Consider the following 16,491-nt stretch of genomic DNA (forward strand, 5'->3'; position numbering starts at 1 on the left):
AGACCGCGGCCCCGCAGCGCCGGGCCAGTTCCAGCGCCGCCGGCGCCACGTCCACCGCCACCACCCGGGCGCCGCTCGCCGCCGCGATCATCACCGCGGACAGGCCCACCCCACCGCACCCGTGTACGGCCACCCACTCACCGGCGGCCACCCGACCCTGCCCGACCACGGCCCGGAACGCGGTGGCGAACCGGCAGCCCAGCGCCGCGGCGGTGCGGTCGTCCAGGTCGTCCGGCAACCGCACCAGGTTGACGTCGGCGTCGCGCACGGCCACGTACTCGGCGAACGATCCCCATCCGGTGAAGCCGGGCTGGGTCTGCCGTTCGCAGACCTGCTGGTCGCCGGCGAGACAGGAGGGGCAGCGCCCGCAGGCGCAGACGAACGGCGCGGTGACCCGGTCGCCGGGCCGCCAGCCGCGCACGTCCGCGCCGACGGCCGTGACCACGCCGGCGAACTCGTGCCCGGGCACGTGCGGCAGGCGGATGTCCGGGTCGTGGCCCTGCCAGCCGTGCCAGTCGCTGCGACACAGCCCGGTCGCCCCGACCCGGACGACCACCCCGTCGGGCGCCGGCGCGGGATCCGGCACCTCCCGGACCTCCGGCGTCACCCCGAACTCCTCGATCACCACCGCACGCACCCGTCGATCCTCACACCTCCCGCCGACCCCGCACACCCTTCGCCGCCGCTCGACGCGAACCCCGTGATCACCGAGGTGAGGGAGGGGTGGCCGTCCGGGCGGGTGGTGCGGGTCGACCGCCGGTGGTGCTTAAGTGGGGGTCATGCCCAACCCCGCGATCCTCACCGTCGACGACGACCCGGCCGTCTCCCGGGCGGTCGCCCGCGACATCCGGCGCCGCTACGGCGACCGCTACCGGGTGGTCCGCGCCGACTCCGCCGAGGCGGCCCTGGACGCGCTGCGCGAGTTGAAGCTGCGCGGCGAACAGGTGGCGGTGCTTCTCGCCGACTACCGGATGCCGCAGATGAACGGCATCGAGTTCCTCGAGGCCGCGATGGACCTGTTCCCCACCGCGCGCCGGGTGCTGCTCACCGCGTACGCCGACACCGACGCCGCGATCGACGCGATCAACGTGGTCGACCTCGACCACTACCTGCTCAAGCCGTGGCACCCGCCGGAGGAGAAGCTCTACCCGGTGCAGGACCAGCTGCTGGAGGCGTGGACGGCCGACGGCACCACCACCACGCCCGAGCTGCGGGTGGTCGGGCACCGCTGGTCCGCCCCGTCGTTCTCCGCGCGCGACTTCCTGGCCCGCAACCTGGTGCCGTTCCGCTGGGTGCCCGCCGACGAGCCGGAGGGCGCCGGGCTGCTCACCGCCGCGGGCGTCACCGCGAACGACGTACCCCTGGTGGTGACCGCGGACGGCAAGTCGCTGGTGCAGCCGTCGCCGGCCGACCTGGCCGCCCAGGTCGGGCTGGCCACCACGCCGGCGGCCGAGTTCTACGACCTGGTGGTGGTCGGCGCCGGCCCGGCCGGGCTCGGCGCCGCCGTCTACGGCGCGTCCGAGGGGCTGCGGACGGTGCTGATCGAGCGGCGGGCCACCGGCGGGCAGGCCGGGCAGAGCAGCCGGATCGAGAACTACCTCGGTTTCCCGGACGGGGTCTCCGGTGCCCAGCTCACCGACCGGGCCCGCCGCCAGGCGCTGCGCTTCGGCGCGGAACTGCTCAGCGCCCGGGAGGTGGTGTCGCTGGAGGACGCGGGCGGCGCGCGGGTGCTGCGGTTCAGCGACGGCAGCAGCGTCGCCGCGCACACGGTGGTGCTCGCCACCGGCGTCTCCTACCGGATGCTGCCGGCGCCCGGGCTGGCCGAGCTGACCGGCCGGGGCTGCTTCTACGGCTCGGTGGCGAGCGAGGCGCCGAGCTGTTCCGGGTCGGACGTCTACATCGTCGGCGGGGCCAACTCGGCCGGCCAGGCCGCCGTGCACTTCTCCCGCTACGCGCGCCGGGTCCACCTGCTGATCCGCGGCGACGACCTGACCCGGTCGATGTCCAGCTACCTGATCGAGCAGATCTCCCGGATCGACACCATCGAGGTGCATCCCTGCACCGAGGTGGTCGGCGGCGCGGGCGGCGAGCACCTGGAACAGGTGACGCTGCGGGACGTGCGTACCGGCGCCACCCGCGAGGTGGAGACCTTGTGGCTGTTCGTGTTCATCGGCGCCGAGCCGCGTACCGCCTGGCTCGACGGCGCGGTCGCCCGCGACGGCCGGGGCTTCGTGCTCACCGGCCCGGACCTGACCCGCGGCGGTCGCCGGCCGCCGGGCTGGGCGTTGCCGCGCGACCCCTACCACCTGGAGTCCAGCATGCCCGGCGTGTTCGCCGCCGGGGACGTGCGGGCCGACTCGGTGAAGCGGGTGGCCTCGGCCGTGGGCGAGGGCGCGATGGCGGTCTCGCTGGTGCACCGCTACCTGGAGGCCCAGTGAGCGCGAGGAGTGAGCCGGGTTTGCGAGCCCCGCAGTCGCGAACGAAGGAGGCCCAGTGACCACGGACCGGCTGAGCCCTGAGGAGTTGCGGAAGCTCTTCCTGTTCGAGTCGCTCACCTCGGAGCAGCTCGCCCACCTGGCCGAGCACGGCCGGGTGGAACGGCGCCGTGCCGGCGAGGCGGTATACGTCGAGGGCGAGCCGGCGAGCTGCTTCTACGTGCTGCTCGACGGCACGGTCGCCATGCACCGCCGGGTCCAGGGCGACGAGGTGGAGCTGAGCCGGACCAGCCAGCCGGGCGTCTACGGCGGCGCGATGCAGGCGTACGTCGGGGACCCGGCCGAGCAGCGCTACCTGAACAGCCTCCGCGCGGTCACCGACTGCGCCGTGTTCGCCCTGCCGGCGGCGGTCATCGCGGACGCCATGCGCGGCTGGTTCCCGATGGCCACCCACCTGCTGGAGGGGCTGTTCGTCGGGATGCGCAACACGCAGACCATCGTCGGCGAGCGGGAACGGCTGCTGGCCCTGGGCGCGCTGTCGGCCGGGCTCACCCACGAGCTGAACAACCCGGCGGCGGCCGCCGTGCGGGCCACCTCGGCGCTGCGCGGGCGGGTGGCGAAGATGCGGCACAAGCTCGCCATGATCGCCGACGGTCGGCTGGACGGGCGGCGGCTGCACGACCTGGTCGCGCTCCAGGAGGAGGCGGTGAAGCGGGCCGCCGCCGCGCCCGCGCTGTCGCCGCTGGCGGCCAGCGACGCCGAGGACGAGCTGGCCGACTGGCTCGACGACCACGGCGTACGGGGGGCCTGGGAGCTGGCCCCGACGCTGGTGGCCGGCGGCATCGACAGCGGCTGGCTCACCCAGGTCGACGCGGCGGTCGGCGGCGACGACCTGGAGTCGGCGGTCCACTGGATCACCTACACCATCGACACCGAGCTGCTGATGGGCGAGATCGACGACGCCGTGAGCCGGGTCTCCGGGCTGGTGGGGGCCGCCAAGCAGTACTCCCAGCTCGACCGCGCGCCCTACCAGACGGTGGACGTGCACGACCTGCTCGACGCCACGCTGGTCATGCTCCAGGCCAAGGTGCCGGCGGGCGTGCGGGTGGTCAGGGAGTACGACCGGAGCCTGCCCGCGGTGCCGGCGTACGCCGCCGAACTCAACCAGGTGTGGACGAACCTCATCGACAACGCGCTCGCCGCGATGGCGGGCGAGGGCACGCTGACGGTCCGGACCGGGCGCACCGAGGACCGGCTGACGGTCGAGGTCCGGGACACCGGACCGGGCATCCCGCCGGAGGTCCGGCCGCGCATCTTCGAGCCGTTCTTCACCACCAAGGCGGTCGGCGAGGGCACCGGTCTCGGCCTGGACATCTCGTACCGGATCGTGGTCAACAAGCACCACGGCGACATCCGGGTGCGGTCGGAGCCGGGGGACACCCGGTTCGAGGTGCTGCTGCCGCTGACGCCGGCCTGACCGGCGGGGCCGGTCGGAAGAGGGTGGGGCGGTCAGAACAGGGTGGCCGGGCCGGCCGGGGCCGGCTCGGGCAGCGGCGCCAGCCCGGGCACCCGGGCGCGTACCTGGTCGTGGAAGCGTCGGGCCAGTTCGAGGGCGTCCGCGTTGTCCGGCGTGTGCACGAAGACGGTCGGCGAGCGGCCCTCGCGCAGCCAGCCGGCGACCACGTCGAGCCACGGCTGCCAGCCCTCGACCGTGCGGGCCGGGTCGTCGCGGCCGAGGTAGCGCACGACCGGCCGGTCGGTCAGCGCGCGGGTCCGCAGCGGCAACCGGGGCTTGCGGGTCCACGCCTCCCGCTCCGCGTCGGAAGTCGGTGGGGTCCGGAAGAAGGCGGTGGTGTCGAACGGGACCCACTCCGCGCCGTGCCGGCCGAGCGTGTCCTCCAGTGCCCGCACCGCGCCGGGCTCGGTGAAGAAGGCGGGGTGGCGGACCTCGACGGCGTACCGGTGGCTGGTGGGCAGGGCGCGCAGGAACCGGTCCAGGACGGGCACGTCGTCGGGGGCGAACGCACCGGGCAGTTGCACCCAGAGCATGTCTGCCCGGGGGCCGAGCGGCTCGATCGCGTCCAGGAACGCCAGCAGTTCGCCCTCGCCGCCGGTGAGCCGGTGCCCGTGCGTGACCGCCTTCGGCAGCTTCGGCAGGAACCGGAAGTGGGGCCCGGTCTGCTCCGCCCAGGACGTGACGGTCTCCCGGCTGGGGGTCGCGTAGAACGTGGTGTTGCCCTCGACCGCGTCGCACCAGCCGGCGTACGCGCGCAGCCGCTCGTGGGCCGGCAGCGGATGCGGCAGGAACCGTCCCGACCAGGACCGGTGCGTCCACATCGCACATCCCACGTGCAGGCGCATCCGGTGTCCTCCCTCGTCGCGTCGCGGCCGCGCCCCACCGTATCCGGGCTCCCGGCGGTCGGATTGGGCCGGTCCCGCCGCGGGCAGGAGGAGGGCCGGAGGTGGTCACGTGACCGAGGGACCGGGTCTACGGCTGTGCCAGGTGGTGCTCGACTGCACCGACGCGCGGGCCCTGGCCGAGTTCTACCGCGCGCTGCTGGACCTGGTCTACCGGCCCGGGGACGAACCCCCGGCGGCCGGGGAGCCCGACGGGCGGGGTAGCGACTGGTTGGTGCTGCGCACCCCGGAGGGCGTTCCGCAGTTGGCGTTCCAGCAGGTCGAGCGGTTGCCGGCGGTGACCTGGCCGGAGGGGGAGGTGCCGCAGCAGCTCCACCTCGACCTGACCGTGCCGTCGGTGGCGGAACTCGACCGGCAGCACGCGCGGGTGCTCGCACTCGGCGGCCGGCTGCTGCTGGACCGCGTCGACGACCCGGACGAGCCGTTGCGGGTCTACGCCGACCCGGCCGGTCACCCGTTCTGCGTCTTCGTCGCCTGACCGGGGTGCCGGGGCGTGGTCAGCCGCGTCCGCCGCCGTCGGCGAGCAGTCGGCCACCGGCGCGTCCGCGCTGCTGCTTCACCCGGTAGAGGCGCTGGTCGGCGGCGTGCAGGAGACGGTCGAGGGTGTCGCCGTCGTGGGGCGCGGTGGCCGCGCCGACGCTGACCGGGCTGAGCGGGCGCAACGTCGCCTCGATCCGCGCCGCCGTCGACCGGGCGGCCTCCGCGTCGGCGGCGGCGAGCACCACCACGAACTCGTCGCCACCGATCCGGGCGACGGCGTCGCCGTCGCGCAGCGCCTCGCGCGTCGCGGCCACCACCCGCCGTAGCAGGTCGTCACCGGCGGCGTGCCCGAGGCGGTCGTTGACCAGCTTGAAGTCGTCCAGGTCGAGGCAGAGCAGCGACGGCCCGGGCCGGCAGCCCGTGCGGAACAGGAAGCGGGCCAGCTCGGCCAGGCCGCGCCGGTTCAGCGCGCCGGTGAGTGGGTCCAGCGACGCCAGCGCGCGCAGTCGGGACCGCTGCCGGGCCAGCGTGCGGGTCTGGGTGGAGCAGACGGAGACGAGCACCAGCATGCCGGCGACGTAGACGAAGACGTGGCCGCGTGGCGCGGGTGGCCCGGCGACCGCGACCAGCAGGTAGGTGCCGACGATGAGCACCTCGAAGCCGAGCATCAGGCGCAGCTGCGGGGTGTAGCTGGCGACGAAGACGGCGGTGGTGACGAAGCCCAGCGCGGCGGGGGAGGAGACGCCGCCGTCACCGAGCGCGCCCACCGCGGCCACCACCAGCGTGATCAGCAGCAGCGTCGAGGAGACCCGGTAGCTCCAGCTCTTCGACGTCACCCGGGTCGCGACCCAGGAGCCCGCGACGCCGGCGACCAGGCCGCAGCCGTACGCCCCGAGCATCAGCGGCCGGTGCGGCTCGGCGAGCGTCATCAGGCAGTAGACGACGGCGACCGCGTGCGACACGGCGTGCAGCGCCGCGCTGAGCAGCGTGCGCCGGCGCCGCTCGGTCATCGGACGGCCCGCCGGGGCGGGTGCGGGCCGGGCACGCCGGAACCGGTACGGGCTCGGTCGACCGGCCCGCCCCCGCCGACGGTCGGTGTGGACGCCACGCACGCGGGGCAGCTCGCCACGTCGAAATTCAATGACCGGGCCGCCCGGTCGTCAAGAGGCGAATCGTTCATCTGGCATTCATCGGCGCGAAATGAGACAGCGCCGTGACCTGCGGGTCACCGCGCGTGAGCGGCTCAGAGCGCAGCGAGCGCCGCGGCGATGTTCCGCTCGGCCAGGTCGCGCATCCACCGCCGGTCCGGGAAGTCGGTCCCGGCGATCCGCAGCGGACCCTCGATCAACGACAGCACCTGCGCGTACCGGTAGACGTCGACACCGGCCAGTAGTTCTCCGCCGCCGACCACACGTAGAGGACCACCGACCCGCCGTCGTCGAGGCCGATCCGGTACACGCCCTTGCGGGTCCCGCCGGCGAGCCGGTCCAACGTGACGACCTGGCGGTCCGTGCCCAGCCGGTCGCGTACCAGGTCGCGGACGTCGTCCGGCCGCAGGAACGCCCGGGTCACGGTCGCTCCACCCGCGTTGGGTCGCCCCGGACCAGCTCGTCGTGGATCCGCCAGCGCGCCGTCGTGCCGGCGCGGCGGGCCGCGTCGTCGCCCTCGGCTATCCGCCGCCGCAGCAGGTCGACCGCGATCCGCCGGTTGAGGTGCAGGTGGCGTTCCGTGTCCACCACCACGGTCAGGCCGGACGGGCGGTGGGTCGCGCGGACCGCGGTGCTGGCCTTGTTCCGGTGCTGGCCGCCCGGCCCGCCGGTGCGGCACGGCACGATCGCGACGTCCGCCTCGCGGAACGGGGTGGCCATCTCGTCGGCCCGGTGCGGCCGCGCGGTGACGTACCAGTTCTTCCGACCGTGACCCGGACGGTAGGGGCTGGCCGCCTGCCAGCAGAGCGTGCCGGTCCAGCCGGTGGTGAACTCCTCCGCGCCCGCGCCGGTGATCCGGACCAGTGCCGACCGGTGGGTGCCCGGCCGTTCGCCGGGCACCGTCTCGACCCGGGCCACGCGCAGGCCGCGTCGCGCGGCGTCGGCCTCCAGGCGGGACAGCAGCCGGGCCAGCGCCCAGGCGCACTCCTGCGGCCCGCGCCCGGCGGACAGGAACAGCTCCGTCACCGTCGGCTCCGCCGGCGACCCGCGCCCACGTCCGGGGTCTTGTAGGTGACCAGCGGCACCGTGGTGGTGACCGGGGTGGCCAGGCCGTGCGCGACCAGGTCCCCGATCACCTGCTCGATGCGCTTGTACGCGGTCGGCGCCTCCTCGAACAGCAGCTGACGGTCACCGCACACCACGATCGACCCGACCGGCGTGCGGCGCAGTTCCTCGACGGTGTGCTTGGCGCGGCCACGGCGCAGCGCGTCGGCACGGGACATCTTCCGGCCGGCGCCGTGCGCGACCGAGTGGTTGGCGTCCGCGTTCGCGTGCGCGGCCACCAGGTAGGACGGTGTGCCCCGGGTGCCGGCGACCAGCACGTCCCGGCCGTCGCCCGGGGCGGCGCCCTTGCGGTGCAGGTAGTGCCCGTCACGGATCTCGACCAGGTTGTGGCACTGGTCGACGACCGGCTCGGTGGGCTCGGCGCCCAGCGCGTACGCGACCCGGGCCGCGAGCAGTCGCCGGTTGAGCGAGCCCCACCGGACCGCCGCGTCGTGCCGGGCCAGGTAGGCGTCCGGGTCGGGGGCGGGGCCCGCCCCGTGCGTCTCGGTGTGCTCGCGCAGGATCCGCTCGCCCAGCCCGCGCGAACCGGAGTGCACGACCAGCACCAGGTCGCCGGTGGCCAGGCCGAGCCGGTCGGCGTGCTCCGGCGCGAGGACCGCGCCGACGCGGGCCAGCTCGACGAAGTGGTTGCCGCGCCCGACCGTGCCGAGCCCGTCCAGGTGACCGGCCGGCACGTCGCCGTCCAGCACCGACCAGGCCGGGTCGTCGGCGTCCCGGTCCGGGTCGAGCGCCCGGTCCAGGTCGGGGAACCGGGCGGCCAGCCGTTCGGGTACGGCCCGCCGCAGCGCGATCGGGAACACCGCGATCCCGCACCCGATGTCGGAGCCGACCAGGAACGGGTAGAGCACCGTCGACGCCATCGCGGCGCCGATCGGCGCGCCCTTGCCGGGGTGCAGGTCCGGCATGGCGGCGACGTGCACCATGCCGTCCAGTGCGGCGACCTGGTGGCACTGGTCCAGCGCGGCGGACTCGATCCAGCTGCCGGGGGAGGAGAAGACGGAAACGGTGGCGGGCACGGTGGCCCGCCCGGAGGAATGCACGGACACAGACGCTCGTTTCTGGGAAAGGCGGAGAGCGGCGAACGGCAGGCGGCTCGGCCTGCGGGCGGGGTGCGGTCCGTCAGAACGTCATGGCGGTCACCGTGCCCGACACCGGCGGGTGAGGCAAGCGAGTTTCGCCGCCGAGCACGCCGAAAGGCCGGCCGGTCGTGACGACCGGCCGGCCTTTCGGGGGCGGGGTGTTACCGGCCCCGGCCCCTCAGGTAGACGATGGCGACGAGCGCCACCGCCACCAGGACGAAGAATCCGACGAGCACCGGCCCCGGCAGGGGCGAGCGGGCGGCGAGCGTGACAGCGAGCAGATCCATGTCAGTCCTCGGGTGGTCGGGTCAGGTCAGAAGGCCACGGTTCCCTGGAATCCGGCCGAGCAACCCGTGCCGCCGCTGCTGACGCCGCCGTTGTAGTCCGACTCGCCCTCCCAGTCCACCTCGGCGCCGGCGCTGATCGCGCCCAGGGCGCACTGACCGTAGACACCGCCGCCGTCCTCCACGTTGCCGCTGCCCTTCTGGTAGGACACCGAGGCGCCGGCGCCGGTGCCGATGGATCCGGTGATGCCCTGGTTGCCCTCGTCGTCCCACTCGTAGGCGAGGCCGGCGCACAGGACGTAGCAGATCTCGAATCCGAAGCTCTCGGAGTCCTGGCCGGTCGGGTCGATGTTGCCGATCGGGTTGTCGGCGGCGTAGGCGTAGCGGTTGCCGTTCGCCGGGTTGCCGATGAAGCTCAGGTTGTCCTGCTGGGTGAACCGCCCGTGGGCCGGGTTGTACCAGCGCTGGCCGAACTTGGTGTACTTCGTCGCCGGGTCGTAGATGCCGCCGGCGTAGCGCAGGATGTTGGTCTGCCCGAGGTAGTACTCGTCGGAGCTGGTGACCACGCCGTACGGGTCGTAGCGGTAGGTGGCCACCGTGGTGCCGTCAGAGCTGACCACGGCGATCGGGGAGCCCTGCCCGTCGAGGACGTAGGCGTAGTCGCGGTTGTTGATGCGCAGGCCGAGCAGGGAGCCGATGCCGTCGCGCTCGACGTAGACGGTCCCGGAGCCGTTGCGGTAGGACTGGAGGGCGGGCACGCCGTACTGGTCCTGCCGGCCGAACACCATCGTGGTGCCGTTGCCGGAGGTCAGCTCCACCTGGTCGGCGCCGGCGTAGGTGTAGCTGCCGGTCCCGGCGGTGGTCATCTGCTTCAGCCCGTTGTATCCCAGGGTGGTGACCGCGGGCGCGCTGCTCTTGGTCTGGCTGCCGCGGCCGTCGTAGGTGTTGTTGGTCGTGGTGATCTGGTTGGCCGAGTTGAACGTCAGCGACTGGGTGGTGCTGGCGTCGACCTTGACACTGGTGCGGTTGCCGTTGGTGTCGTAGGCGTACTCGTAGGTCTTGCCGCCCACGTTGGTGGCCTTGGTCAGCCGGTTGCCCTTGTCGTAGCTGAACTGGGTGACCGTGCCGGTCGACTCGTCCTTCTGCCACTGGCGCAGGCCGGTGTCGTCGGTCTTGGCGGTCGAGCAGCCCTGGCCGGCCACGTACTTGGCGTAGCAGTAGGTGATGTCCGAGACGGTGGCGGGGCTGCTGGAGAAGCGCTTCGTGGTGACCCGCAGCGGCCGGTCCGACTTGTCGTACGTGGTGGTGGTCTTCATCGCCCAGACGCTGTTGGTGTTGTCCGTGGCGAAGTACGTCGTGGTCCGGTTGCCGTTGTTGTCGTAGAGGAAGTTGTAGCGGGTGCCCCCGGCGGTGTCCATCCGGACCAGCAGGTTGCGGGTGTTGTAGTAGTACTGCGTGGTGCCCCGGCCGTCGGTCAGCTTGACCAGGTTGCCGACGGCGTCCGGGACGTAGGACAGCGTCTCGGCGCCGGTGGTGCGTTCGCGGAGCCGGTTCAGCGTGTCGTAGAGGTAGGTGGTGACCCCGCTGGCGTCGGTCCGCTTGATCAGGTTGCCGGAGCCGCCGTACTCGTAGACGACGTCACCGGCGGCCGCGCAGCCGGAGTGTGAGATCTTGGTGACCCGGTCGTCCAGGCTGTACTCGTAGGTGGTGACGCAGCCGTCGTTGACGGTCTTGAGCCGGCCGAAGTTGTCGTAGCTGAACGTCTTCGCGACCAGCCCGTTGCCGGTCGGCGGCGTGAGCTTGATGACCTGCTTGTTGGCGTCGTAGCCGTAGGTGGTGGCGTTGGTGCCGTTGCCGGGGTCGGTGGACGACTTCACCGTGCCGTCGGTGTTGTAGTCGACCTTCGCGTCGGCGGCCAGGGCGTCCTTGGTGGAGGTCCGGTTGCCGGTGCCGTTGTAGGTGTAGGTGGAGCTGTTGGCCTGCGTGTCGATCGACGAACTGGGCTGGAAGTTGGCGGTGGGGTTGGTCTGGCTGGCCACGCCGGTGTACGCCGCCGACGCGCTCGCGCCGGTGGGTGAGTCCGACTTGGTCAGCGACTCGCCGCCGTTGGCCCCGTAGGTGTTGGTGACGGTGCCGCCCTCCGGCGAGACGGTGCCCGCCACGTCGCCGAACGGCGTGTACGAGGTGCTGCGCTCGTTGCCCGCGGGGTCGGTGACCTTGGTGACCTTCTTGTCGCTGTTCAGGTCGTAGGTGCTGTGCGGCACCGCGGCGACCGCCTGGCCGAGGTCCTGCCGCGCGTCCGCGACGAGCGTCTGCGAGGACGTCGGGTACGCGAACCGGGTGGTGGAGCCGGTCATCGTCGGCACGTTGGTGACCTGGGTGACCGAGGTGACCCGGTGCTGGCCGTCGTAGGTGAACGTGTGGAACGAGTTGTCCATCGCGGTGATCTTGACCAGGTCGCCCGCGCTGTTGTAGTCGAACGACGTCTTGCGCCAGGTGGCGGACTGGATGGTGGTGAGCCGGTTCGCCGAGTCGTACTGGTACGACACCTCCCGCCAGGCGCCGTCGTCGGCGGTCTGCCGGTACTTGGTGATCTGGTTGCCGGTGTAGGTCGGGACCGCCGAGCGCACCGACCCGTTGCCCCGGTCCGAGGTGACCTTGCTCAGCTTGCCGCTGGCGTAGGTGTAGGTGGTGGCGTTGTCGTTGCGGTCCAGCGTCTTCGTCAGCAGGCCGGCGGAGTCGAAGTAGAGCCGCTTGCCGCCGTGCTCGGTCAGCTTCCAGCCGGTGCCGTCCTTGGCCAGCACGGCCTTGAACTCCACCGGGGTCTTGTAGCCGGACCCGAGCACGGTGAACTTCCCGACCACCCCGTCGGCGGCGGCGTAGGTCACCGACCCGTCGTCGGCCTTGACCAGCCGGACGTCCATGCCGGCCCGGGTACGCCAGCCGGGGCCGTGCGCGCCCTGCGGAAGGTCGGTGCCGAGCAGCAGGCTGTTGAACGCCGCGCCGACGGTGACGTTGGCCGCCACGCCGGGCAGGGTGAGTTCGGTACTGGTGATCAGCAGGTTGCCCGACCCGACGTTGACCTTCGCCTGGATCCGGTCGCTGATCGAGAAGGGGACCTGGGCCGCGTTGCGGACCGGCCCGGTGCCCTTCGGCACGGTGGGGGCGACCCCCTGCGCGACGGCGGTCCGGCTGGCCGCGCGACGCGGGGTGTCGAACAGCTTCACCGTGCCACCCGTACGCGGTGACACCACCGGGGTGAGGCCTCCGGGCGCTGCGGGGGCGGCGCTCGCGGGGGCGGCGGGTGCCACCAGCCAAGCCGATGCCAGGGCGGTGACCACCGCCGTCGTCGACATGGCGCGACGTTTCTGCATGTATTCTCCTCGACGCAATCCGGCGGTCGCCGGGTGGGCACGGTGAAGATCTGTTCCGCCGGACGACGAAACAGCGAGCAATTGCGCTGGAATGGGCGCGCATAATTGCGCGCCCATTCCGGCGGCGGTGTGGTGTGGATGTGCGTCAGCCGCGCAGGCGCAGCCGTGGCGGCCTTCTGGCCAGGCGATGAGCGCCTGGCGGAAAGGGTTGTGACGCGGTCGTGACGGCCGGCATCGCTCGGCTGTGGCGCGAGCGGTCCGGTCGTGCGAGTTGACTCCGTCGTCCGGCTGGCGATTATCCCCGTTCTTCTCGCGCCGGTACTTGATGGATGTCAATTAACCTAGTGAGGTGATCGGATTGCTGTCAATGCCGATCACAAATGGTTGTCACCTATCCGGCGGATACGGGCACAAGGGCCGACGTCCTCACGGAGCGTGAAACCCCGGCCACCGTCGACATCGGGCGACCGGATCCATAGACTCCGGTCTTTCTGGTACCACGAGTCCAGGGAGGACCCACGTGTCGAGCGAAACCCGACCGCACGTCGCCGTACCGTTGCTGGCCCGCCTCGCCGGGGTGGCGGTGACCGCCGCCGCGCTCGTCGCCGCCGGAGGTGTCGCCGCCACCGCGGCGCCGGCCGCCGACCCCGCGCCCACCAAGGGGCCGTGCGCGTACACCCCGACGCCGGACGAGCCGGCCGCCCGGCCGGTGCCACTGCCGCCCGATCCGCGCCGCACGCCGGACCGGGGGACGGTACGGGTGACCCTGCGCACCAACCAGGGCCCGATCGGGCTGACCCTCGACCGCGAGCAGGCCCCCTGCACCGTGCAGAGCTTCCTGCACCTGACCCGGCACAGGTTCTACGACCGGACGCCGTGCCACCGGCTGACCGCGTACCCGACGTTGAAGGTGTTGCAGTGCGGTGACCCGTCGGGGACCGGCGAGGGCGGCCCGGGCTACCGGTACCGCGACGAGCTGCCCACCGACCTGCCGCCCGCGCCGACCGACCCGACCGGGGTCCGCCGGCTCTACGCCCGCGGCACACTGGCCATGGCGAACGCCGGCCCGGACACCAACGGCAGCCAGTTCTTCCTGGTCCAGTCCGACTCGGCGCTGCGCCCCAACTACACCGTCTTCGGGCAGATCGACGCGGCCGGGCTGGCCACGCTGGACCGGATCGCGGCCGGCGGCATCGCGGCCACCCCGGAGGATCCGGCGCCGGTCGACGGCGCGCCGGCCCTGCCGGTGGAGATCTGCCGGGCCAAGCGGGGCCGCTGAACGCCGGTGGTCCGGCGGAACGGCCGACGCCGGTCCGCCGGACCGCCCGGTAACCTGCGGCGATGACGCACGAGCGGGAGATCACCGAGCCGGTCGACCTGTGCCGGCCGGACGGCCGGCTGAATCCGGCGGCCGTCGGTTGGAGCCGCCGCCCGCTGCACCGGTCCGAGCTGCGGGGCTGGGGCCGGGCCAAGCGGTGGGAGCACTGGGGCGTGGTCACCCCGACGCACGTCCTCGGCCTGGTCGCGTCCTCGCTGGACTACGCCGGCGTGCAGAGCCTCTACCTGCTCGACCGGCGCACCGGTCGGGAGACCGTCGCCGAGGCGGTCGTGCCGTTCGCGCGGGGCACGGAGTTCCCGCCGGTCAGTGGCGCGGGCCCGGTCCGGGCCCGGGGCGGCGGGCTGACCGTCGAGGTCGACCAGGACGCGGACGGCAGCACCGTACGGGCCACCGCGCCGGGCGTCGAGGTCGACCTGGTGGTGCCGCTGCCGCCGGGGCACGAGTCGCTCGGCGTGGTGGTGCCGTGGAGCACCCGCCGGTTCCAGTACACGGTCAAGGACGTCGGCCGCCCGGTCCGCGGCTCGATCCGGGTGCACGGCACGGACCACGCGGTCGGTGCGGACTCGTTCGCGGTGCTCGACCACGGGCGCGGCAAGTGGCGGTACGCGGTGCGCTGGAACTGGGCGGCCGGCTGTGGCCCGGGTCGGGCGATCCAGTTGGGCGGCACGTGGACCGACGGCACCGGCTCGACCGAGAACGCGGTCTTCGTCGACGGTCGGTTGCACAAGATCGGCGCCGACCTCACCTGGCGCTACGACCGGTCCGACTGGCTGCGGCCGTGGCGGATCACCGGCGACCGGGTGGACGTCACGTTCCACCCGTTCCACGAGCGGGTGGCGCGCACCAACCTGCTCGTGCTGGCCGGCGAGACGCACCAGTGCTTCGGGCACTTCGCCGGCTGGGCGGCCACCGACGACGGCGAGCGCGTCGACCTCGACGGCCTGACCGGCTGGGCCGAGGAGGCGCGCAACCGCTGGTGACAGGCGTCCCCGCCACGCGGCCGGCGCGGCGGGGACGCGTGTCGGGCGGTCAGGCCGGCAGTCGCCAGACCTGGTTGGCGCCGCCGAAGCAGTCCCAGATCTGGAGCCGGGTGCCGTCGGCGGAGCTGTTGCCGGTGGCGTCGAGGCACCGGTTCGACGCCGGGTTGCGCAGCGTGCCGTTGCTCTGCGCCTGCCAGACCTGGGCGCCGGTGCCGTTGCAGTCCCAGAGCTGGATCTTCGTGCCGTTCGCGGTGCCGGCGCTCGTCACGTCGAGGCACTTGCCCAGCGCCCGCAGCGTGCCGTCGCCGGCCACGGTCCAGTTCTGCGCGGCGGTGCCGTTGCACCCGTACAGCTGGATCGCGGTGCCGTTCGCGGTGCCGGCGGCGGCGACGTCGACGCACCTGCCGGCGATGCCGGTGATCGGCCCGGTGCGCCCGGACGGAGGTGGCGTGCCGCCGCCGGTGACCGTGTCGTAGATCGCGCTGACCAGCGAGGTCGAGCCGGTGGTGTCCTGCGACAGCTCCCAGTTCATCATGCCGCCGGCGTTCGCCATGGCCCACTGCGTCTTGCGCTTCACGGTCGGGACGCCGTTGTAGCACTGCTGGGCGCCGCCGACCGTGGTGCAGTCCCGGTTGGCGTTGGCCGGGTCCATTCCGACGAGTGCGGCGTAGGTGTAGTAGCCGGGCCGGCTGTAGAACGGCACGCCGAGCACCGCCTTGGCCGCCGGCAGGCCGCGTGCCTTCCACCCGTTGACGGCGGCGATCGACCAGTCGTAGTTGGCGTGCGGGCTGCCGCCGTCGTACGCCATGACGTTGAGCCAGTCGACCGAGCCGAAGACGGCGGTGGGCACCCCGGTGACGTAGTAGCCCTCGGCGACCACGGCGGCGGTGAGCAGCTTGCCCCGGCTGTGCAGGGCGCTGCCGAGCTGCTGCATCAGCAGGGTGTAGTTGCTGGCCGAGGCCCCCGGGTCGGGGTACTCCCAGTCGATGTCGACACCGTCGAGGTTGTACTGGTCGACGAAGGCGACCACGTTGTTCACGAACGCGCCGCGAGCGCCGGAGTTGGCGGCGAGCGCCTCGAACGCGGAGTCGTCGCCGTCGTTCCAGCCGCCGATCGCGATGGAGACCTTCACGTTGTTGGCGTGCCCGAGCGAGACCAGCGAGGAGAGCTTGCTCGGGTTCTCCACCGCGCGCAGGCTGCCGTCGCCGTTGGGCAGCACGAAGGCGTAGTTGACGTGGGTGAGCTTGCCGTACTGGAGGCTGGTGACGCTGCCGCTCCACGACGGCATGTAGCCGACGCTCTTGAAGTTGTTCGGCAGCACGACCGCCTCGGCGGCGGACGGGGCGAGGGCGAGGGTGGCGGCGGTGGTGGCGAGCGCGAGCGCACCGGCGGCGAGGCGGCGCCGGAGGGGGGATCTGGGCATCGAGGGGCCTTCCCGGGGGACGGGGGTGGACAGCGGTCTTCCTCGAGGTGGCCCAAATATTAAAGACTATTAACTAAGACGTCAACGATACTCTTCGATGAAAGCGTGCGGGCGGCCCCGATCGGGGCCGCCCGCGTGCCGAACTCAGCCGATCGAGGCCGGGAACCGGTCCCAGACCCGGTGCGCGGCCATCAGCCCCTGCACGGCGGTGAGCACCTCCCCGCCCGAGCCGCCGGTGACCACGCCGGGCGAACCGGCCACCCCGGTCTGCCGCAGCACCTCCGCGCCGGCGCCCCACGCGCCGATCGCCTTGGCGTGCCGCCACGCCTCCTCGACCAGCAGCAGCACCCGCGGGTCGACGGTGGGCGAACCCGCCGCGCCGGCCTTGGCGTCGCGGGCCGGCAGC

The 16,491-nt window shown here is 73.0% G+C and carries 14 protein-coding genes and 2 pseudogenes; 5 read left to right on the top strand and 11 right to left on the bottom strand.

What is annotated here, in order from left to right:
- The coding region (locus HUW36_RS10260; protein WP_174527922.1) for an alcohol dehydrogenase catalytic domain-containing protein at window positions 1-637 on the bottom strand (637 nt) is incomplete at its 3' end.
- A 142-nt stretch (window positions 638-779) separates the two neighbouring features.
- On the opposite strand from HUW36_RS10260, the gene HUW36_RS10265 reads away from it, so the two are divergent.
- Both HUW36_RS10265 and HUW36_RS10270 read left to right on the top strand, forming a co-directional pair.
- Complete coding sequence (locus HUW36_RS10265; protein ID WP_174527923.1) at window positions 780-2,438, top strand: NAD(P)/FAD-dependent oxidoreductase; 1,659 nt, start codon at window positions 780-782, stop codon at window positions 2,436-2,438.
- A gap of 55 nt (window positions 2,439-2,493) precedes the next feature.
- Window positions 2,494-3,912 (top strand): ATP-binding protein, encoded by a 1,419-nt coding sequence (locus HUW36_RS10270; protein WP_174527924.1) that lies wholly within the window; start codon window positions 2,494-2,496, stop codon window positions 3,910-3,912.
- Window positions 3,913-3,944: 32 nt separating this feature from the next.
- On the opposite strand, the gene HUW36_RS10275 is transcribed toward HUW36_RS10270, so the two are convergent.
- A complete protein-coding gene (locus HUW36_RS10275) occupies window positions 3,945-4,772 on the bottom strand; it encodes a DUF72 domain-containing protein (protein ID WP_217428792.1) in 828 nt (275 codons plus the stop codon).
- A 133-nt stretch (window positions 4,773-4,905) separates the two neighbouring features.
- Here HUW36_RS10275 and HUW36_RS10280 point away from each other — a divergent pair, with 133 nt between their 5' ends.
- Entirely contained in the window at window positions 4,906-5,331 is a 426-nt protein-coding gene (locus HUW36_RS10280) for a VOC family protein (RefSeq protein ID WP_174527926.1), read from the top strand.
- 19 nt (window positions 5,332-5,350) lie between these two features.
- Here the strand turns inward: HUW36_RS10280 and HUW36_RS10285 are convergent, their stop codons facing one another.
- The 7 genes and pseudogenes from HUW36_RS10285 to HUW36_RS10310 form a co-directional block, all read right to left on the bottom strand.
- On the bottom strand, window positions 5,351-6,343 hold the full coding sequence (locus HUW36_RS10285) for a GGDEF domain-containing protein (protein WP_174527927.1): 993 nt from the start codon (window positions 6,341-6,343) through the stop codon (window positions 5,351-5,353).
- Window positions 6,344-6,576: 233 nt separating this feature from the next.
- Window positions 6,577-6,714 (bottom strand): annotated as a pseudogene (locus tag HUW36_RS35105) (aminoglycoside phosphotransferase); the annotation flags it as partial.
- The gene (locus HUW36_RS10295; protein ID WP_174527921.1) at window positions 6,678-6,905 is read right to left on the bottom strand and encodes a hypothetical protein; all 228 of its coding nucleotides are present in this window, start codon (window positions 6,903-6,905) and stop codon (window positions 6,678-6,680) included. The gene HUW36_RS10295 and the pseudogene HUW36_RS35105, both read right to left, overlap by 37 nt.
- Window positions 6,902-7,507: a peptide chain release factor H gene (gene prfH / locus HUW36_RS10300; RefSeq protein WP_174527928.1), complete on the bottom strand. Its 606-nt coding sequence runs from the start codon at window positions 7,505-7,507 to the stop codon at window positions 6,902-6,904. Before prfH ends, HUW36_RS10295 begins: the two co-directional genes overlap by 4 nt.
- Window positions 7,504-8,652: an RNA ligase RtcB family protein gene (locus HUW36_RS10305; protein WP_174527929.1), complete on the bottom strand. Its 1,149-nt coding sequence runs from the start codon at window positions 8,650-8,652 to the stop codon at window positions 7,504-7,506. The genes prfH and HUW36_RS10305 overlap by 4 nt, the downstream gene beginning before the upstream one ends.
- A 194-nt stretch (window positions 8,653-8,846) precedes the next feature.
- Window positions 8,847-8,972, bottom strand: a complete 126-nt coding sequence (locus HUW36_RS34870; RefSeq protein WP_281357506.1) for a hypothetical protein — start codon at window positions 8,970-8,972, stop codon at window positions 8,847-8,849.
- Between the two features lie 26 nt (window positions 8,973-8,998).
- Window positions 8,999-12,343: an RHS repeat-associated core domain-containing protein gene (locus tag HUW36_RS10310; RefSeq protein WP_246248045.1), complete on the bottom strand. Its 3,345-nt coding sequence runs from the start codon at window positions 12,341-12,343 to the stop codon at window positions 8,999-9,001.
- A gap of 520 nt (window positions 12,344-12,863) precedes the next feature.
- Here HUW36_RS10310 and HUW36_RS10315 point away from each other — a divergent pair.
- Window positions 12,864-13,622, top strand: coding sequence for a peptidylprolyl isomerase (locus HUW36_RS10315; RefSeq protein WP_174527930.1), 759 nt, complete (start codon window positions 12,864-12,866; stop codon window positions 13,620-13,622).
- Between the two features lie 62 nt (window positions 13,623-13,684).
- A complete protein-coding gene (locus HUW36_RS10320) occupies window positions 13,685-14,662 on the top strand; it encodes a DUF2804 domain-containing protein (protein ID WP_174527931.1) in 978 nt (325 codons plus the stop codon).
- A 49-nt stretch (window positions 14,663-14,711) separates the two neighbouring features.
- On the opposite strand, the gene HUW36_RS10325 is transcribed toward HUW36_RS10320, so the two are convergent.
- Complete coding sequence (locus HUW36_RS10325; protein WP_174527932.1) at window positions 14,712-16,085, bottom strand: glycosyl hydrolase family 18 protein; 1,374 nt, start codon at window positions 16,083-16,085, stop codon at window positions 14,712-14,714.
- Window positions 16,086-16,229: 144 nt separating this feature from the next.
- Window positions 16,230-16,491, bottom strand: a pseudogene (locus tag HUW36_RS10330) (catalase HPII); the annotation flags it as partial.

The organism is Micromonospora maritima (assembly GCF_902825405.1).
Lineage (GTDB): Bacteria > Actinomycetota > Actinomycetes > Mycobacteriales > Micromonosporaceae > Micromonospora > Micromonospora maritima.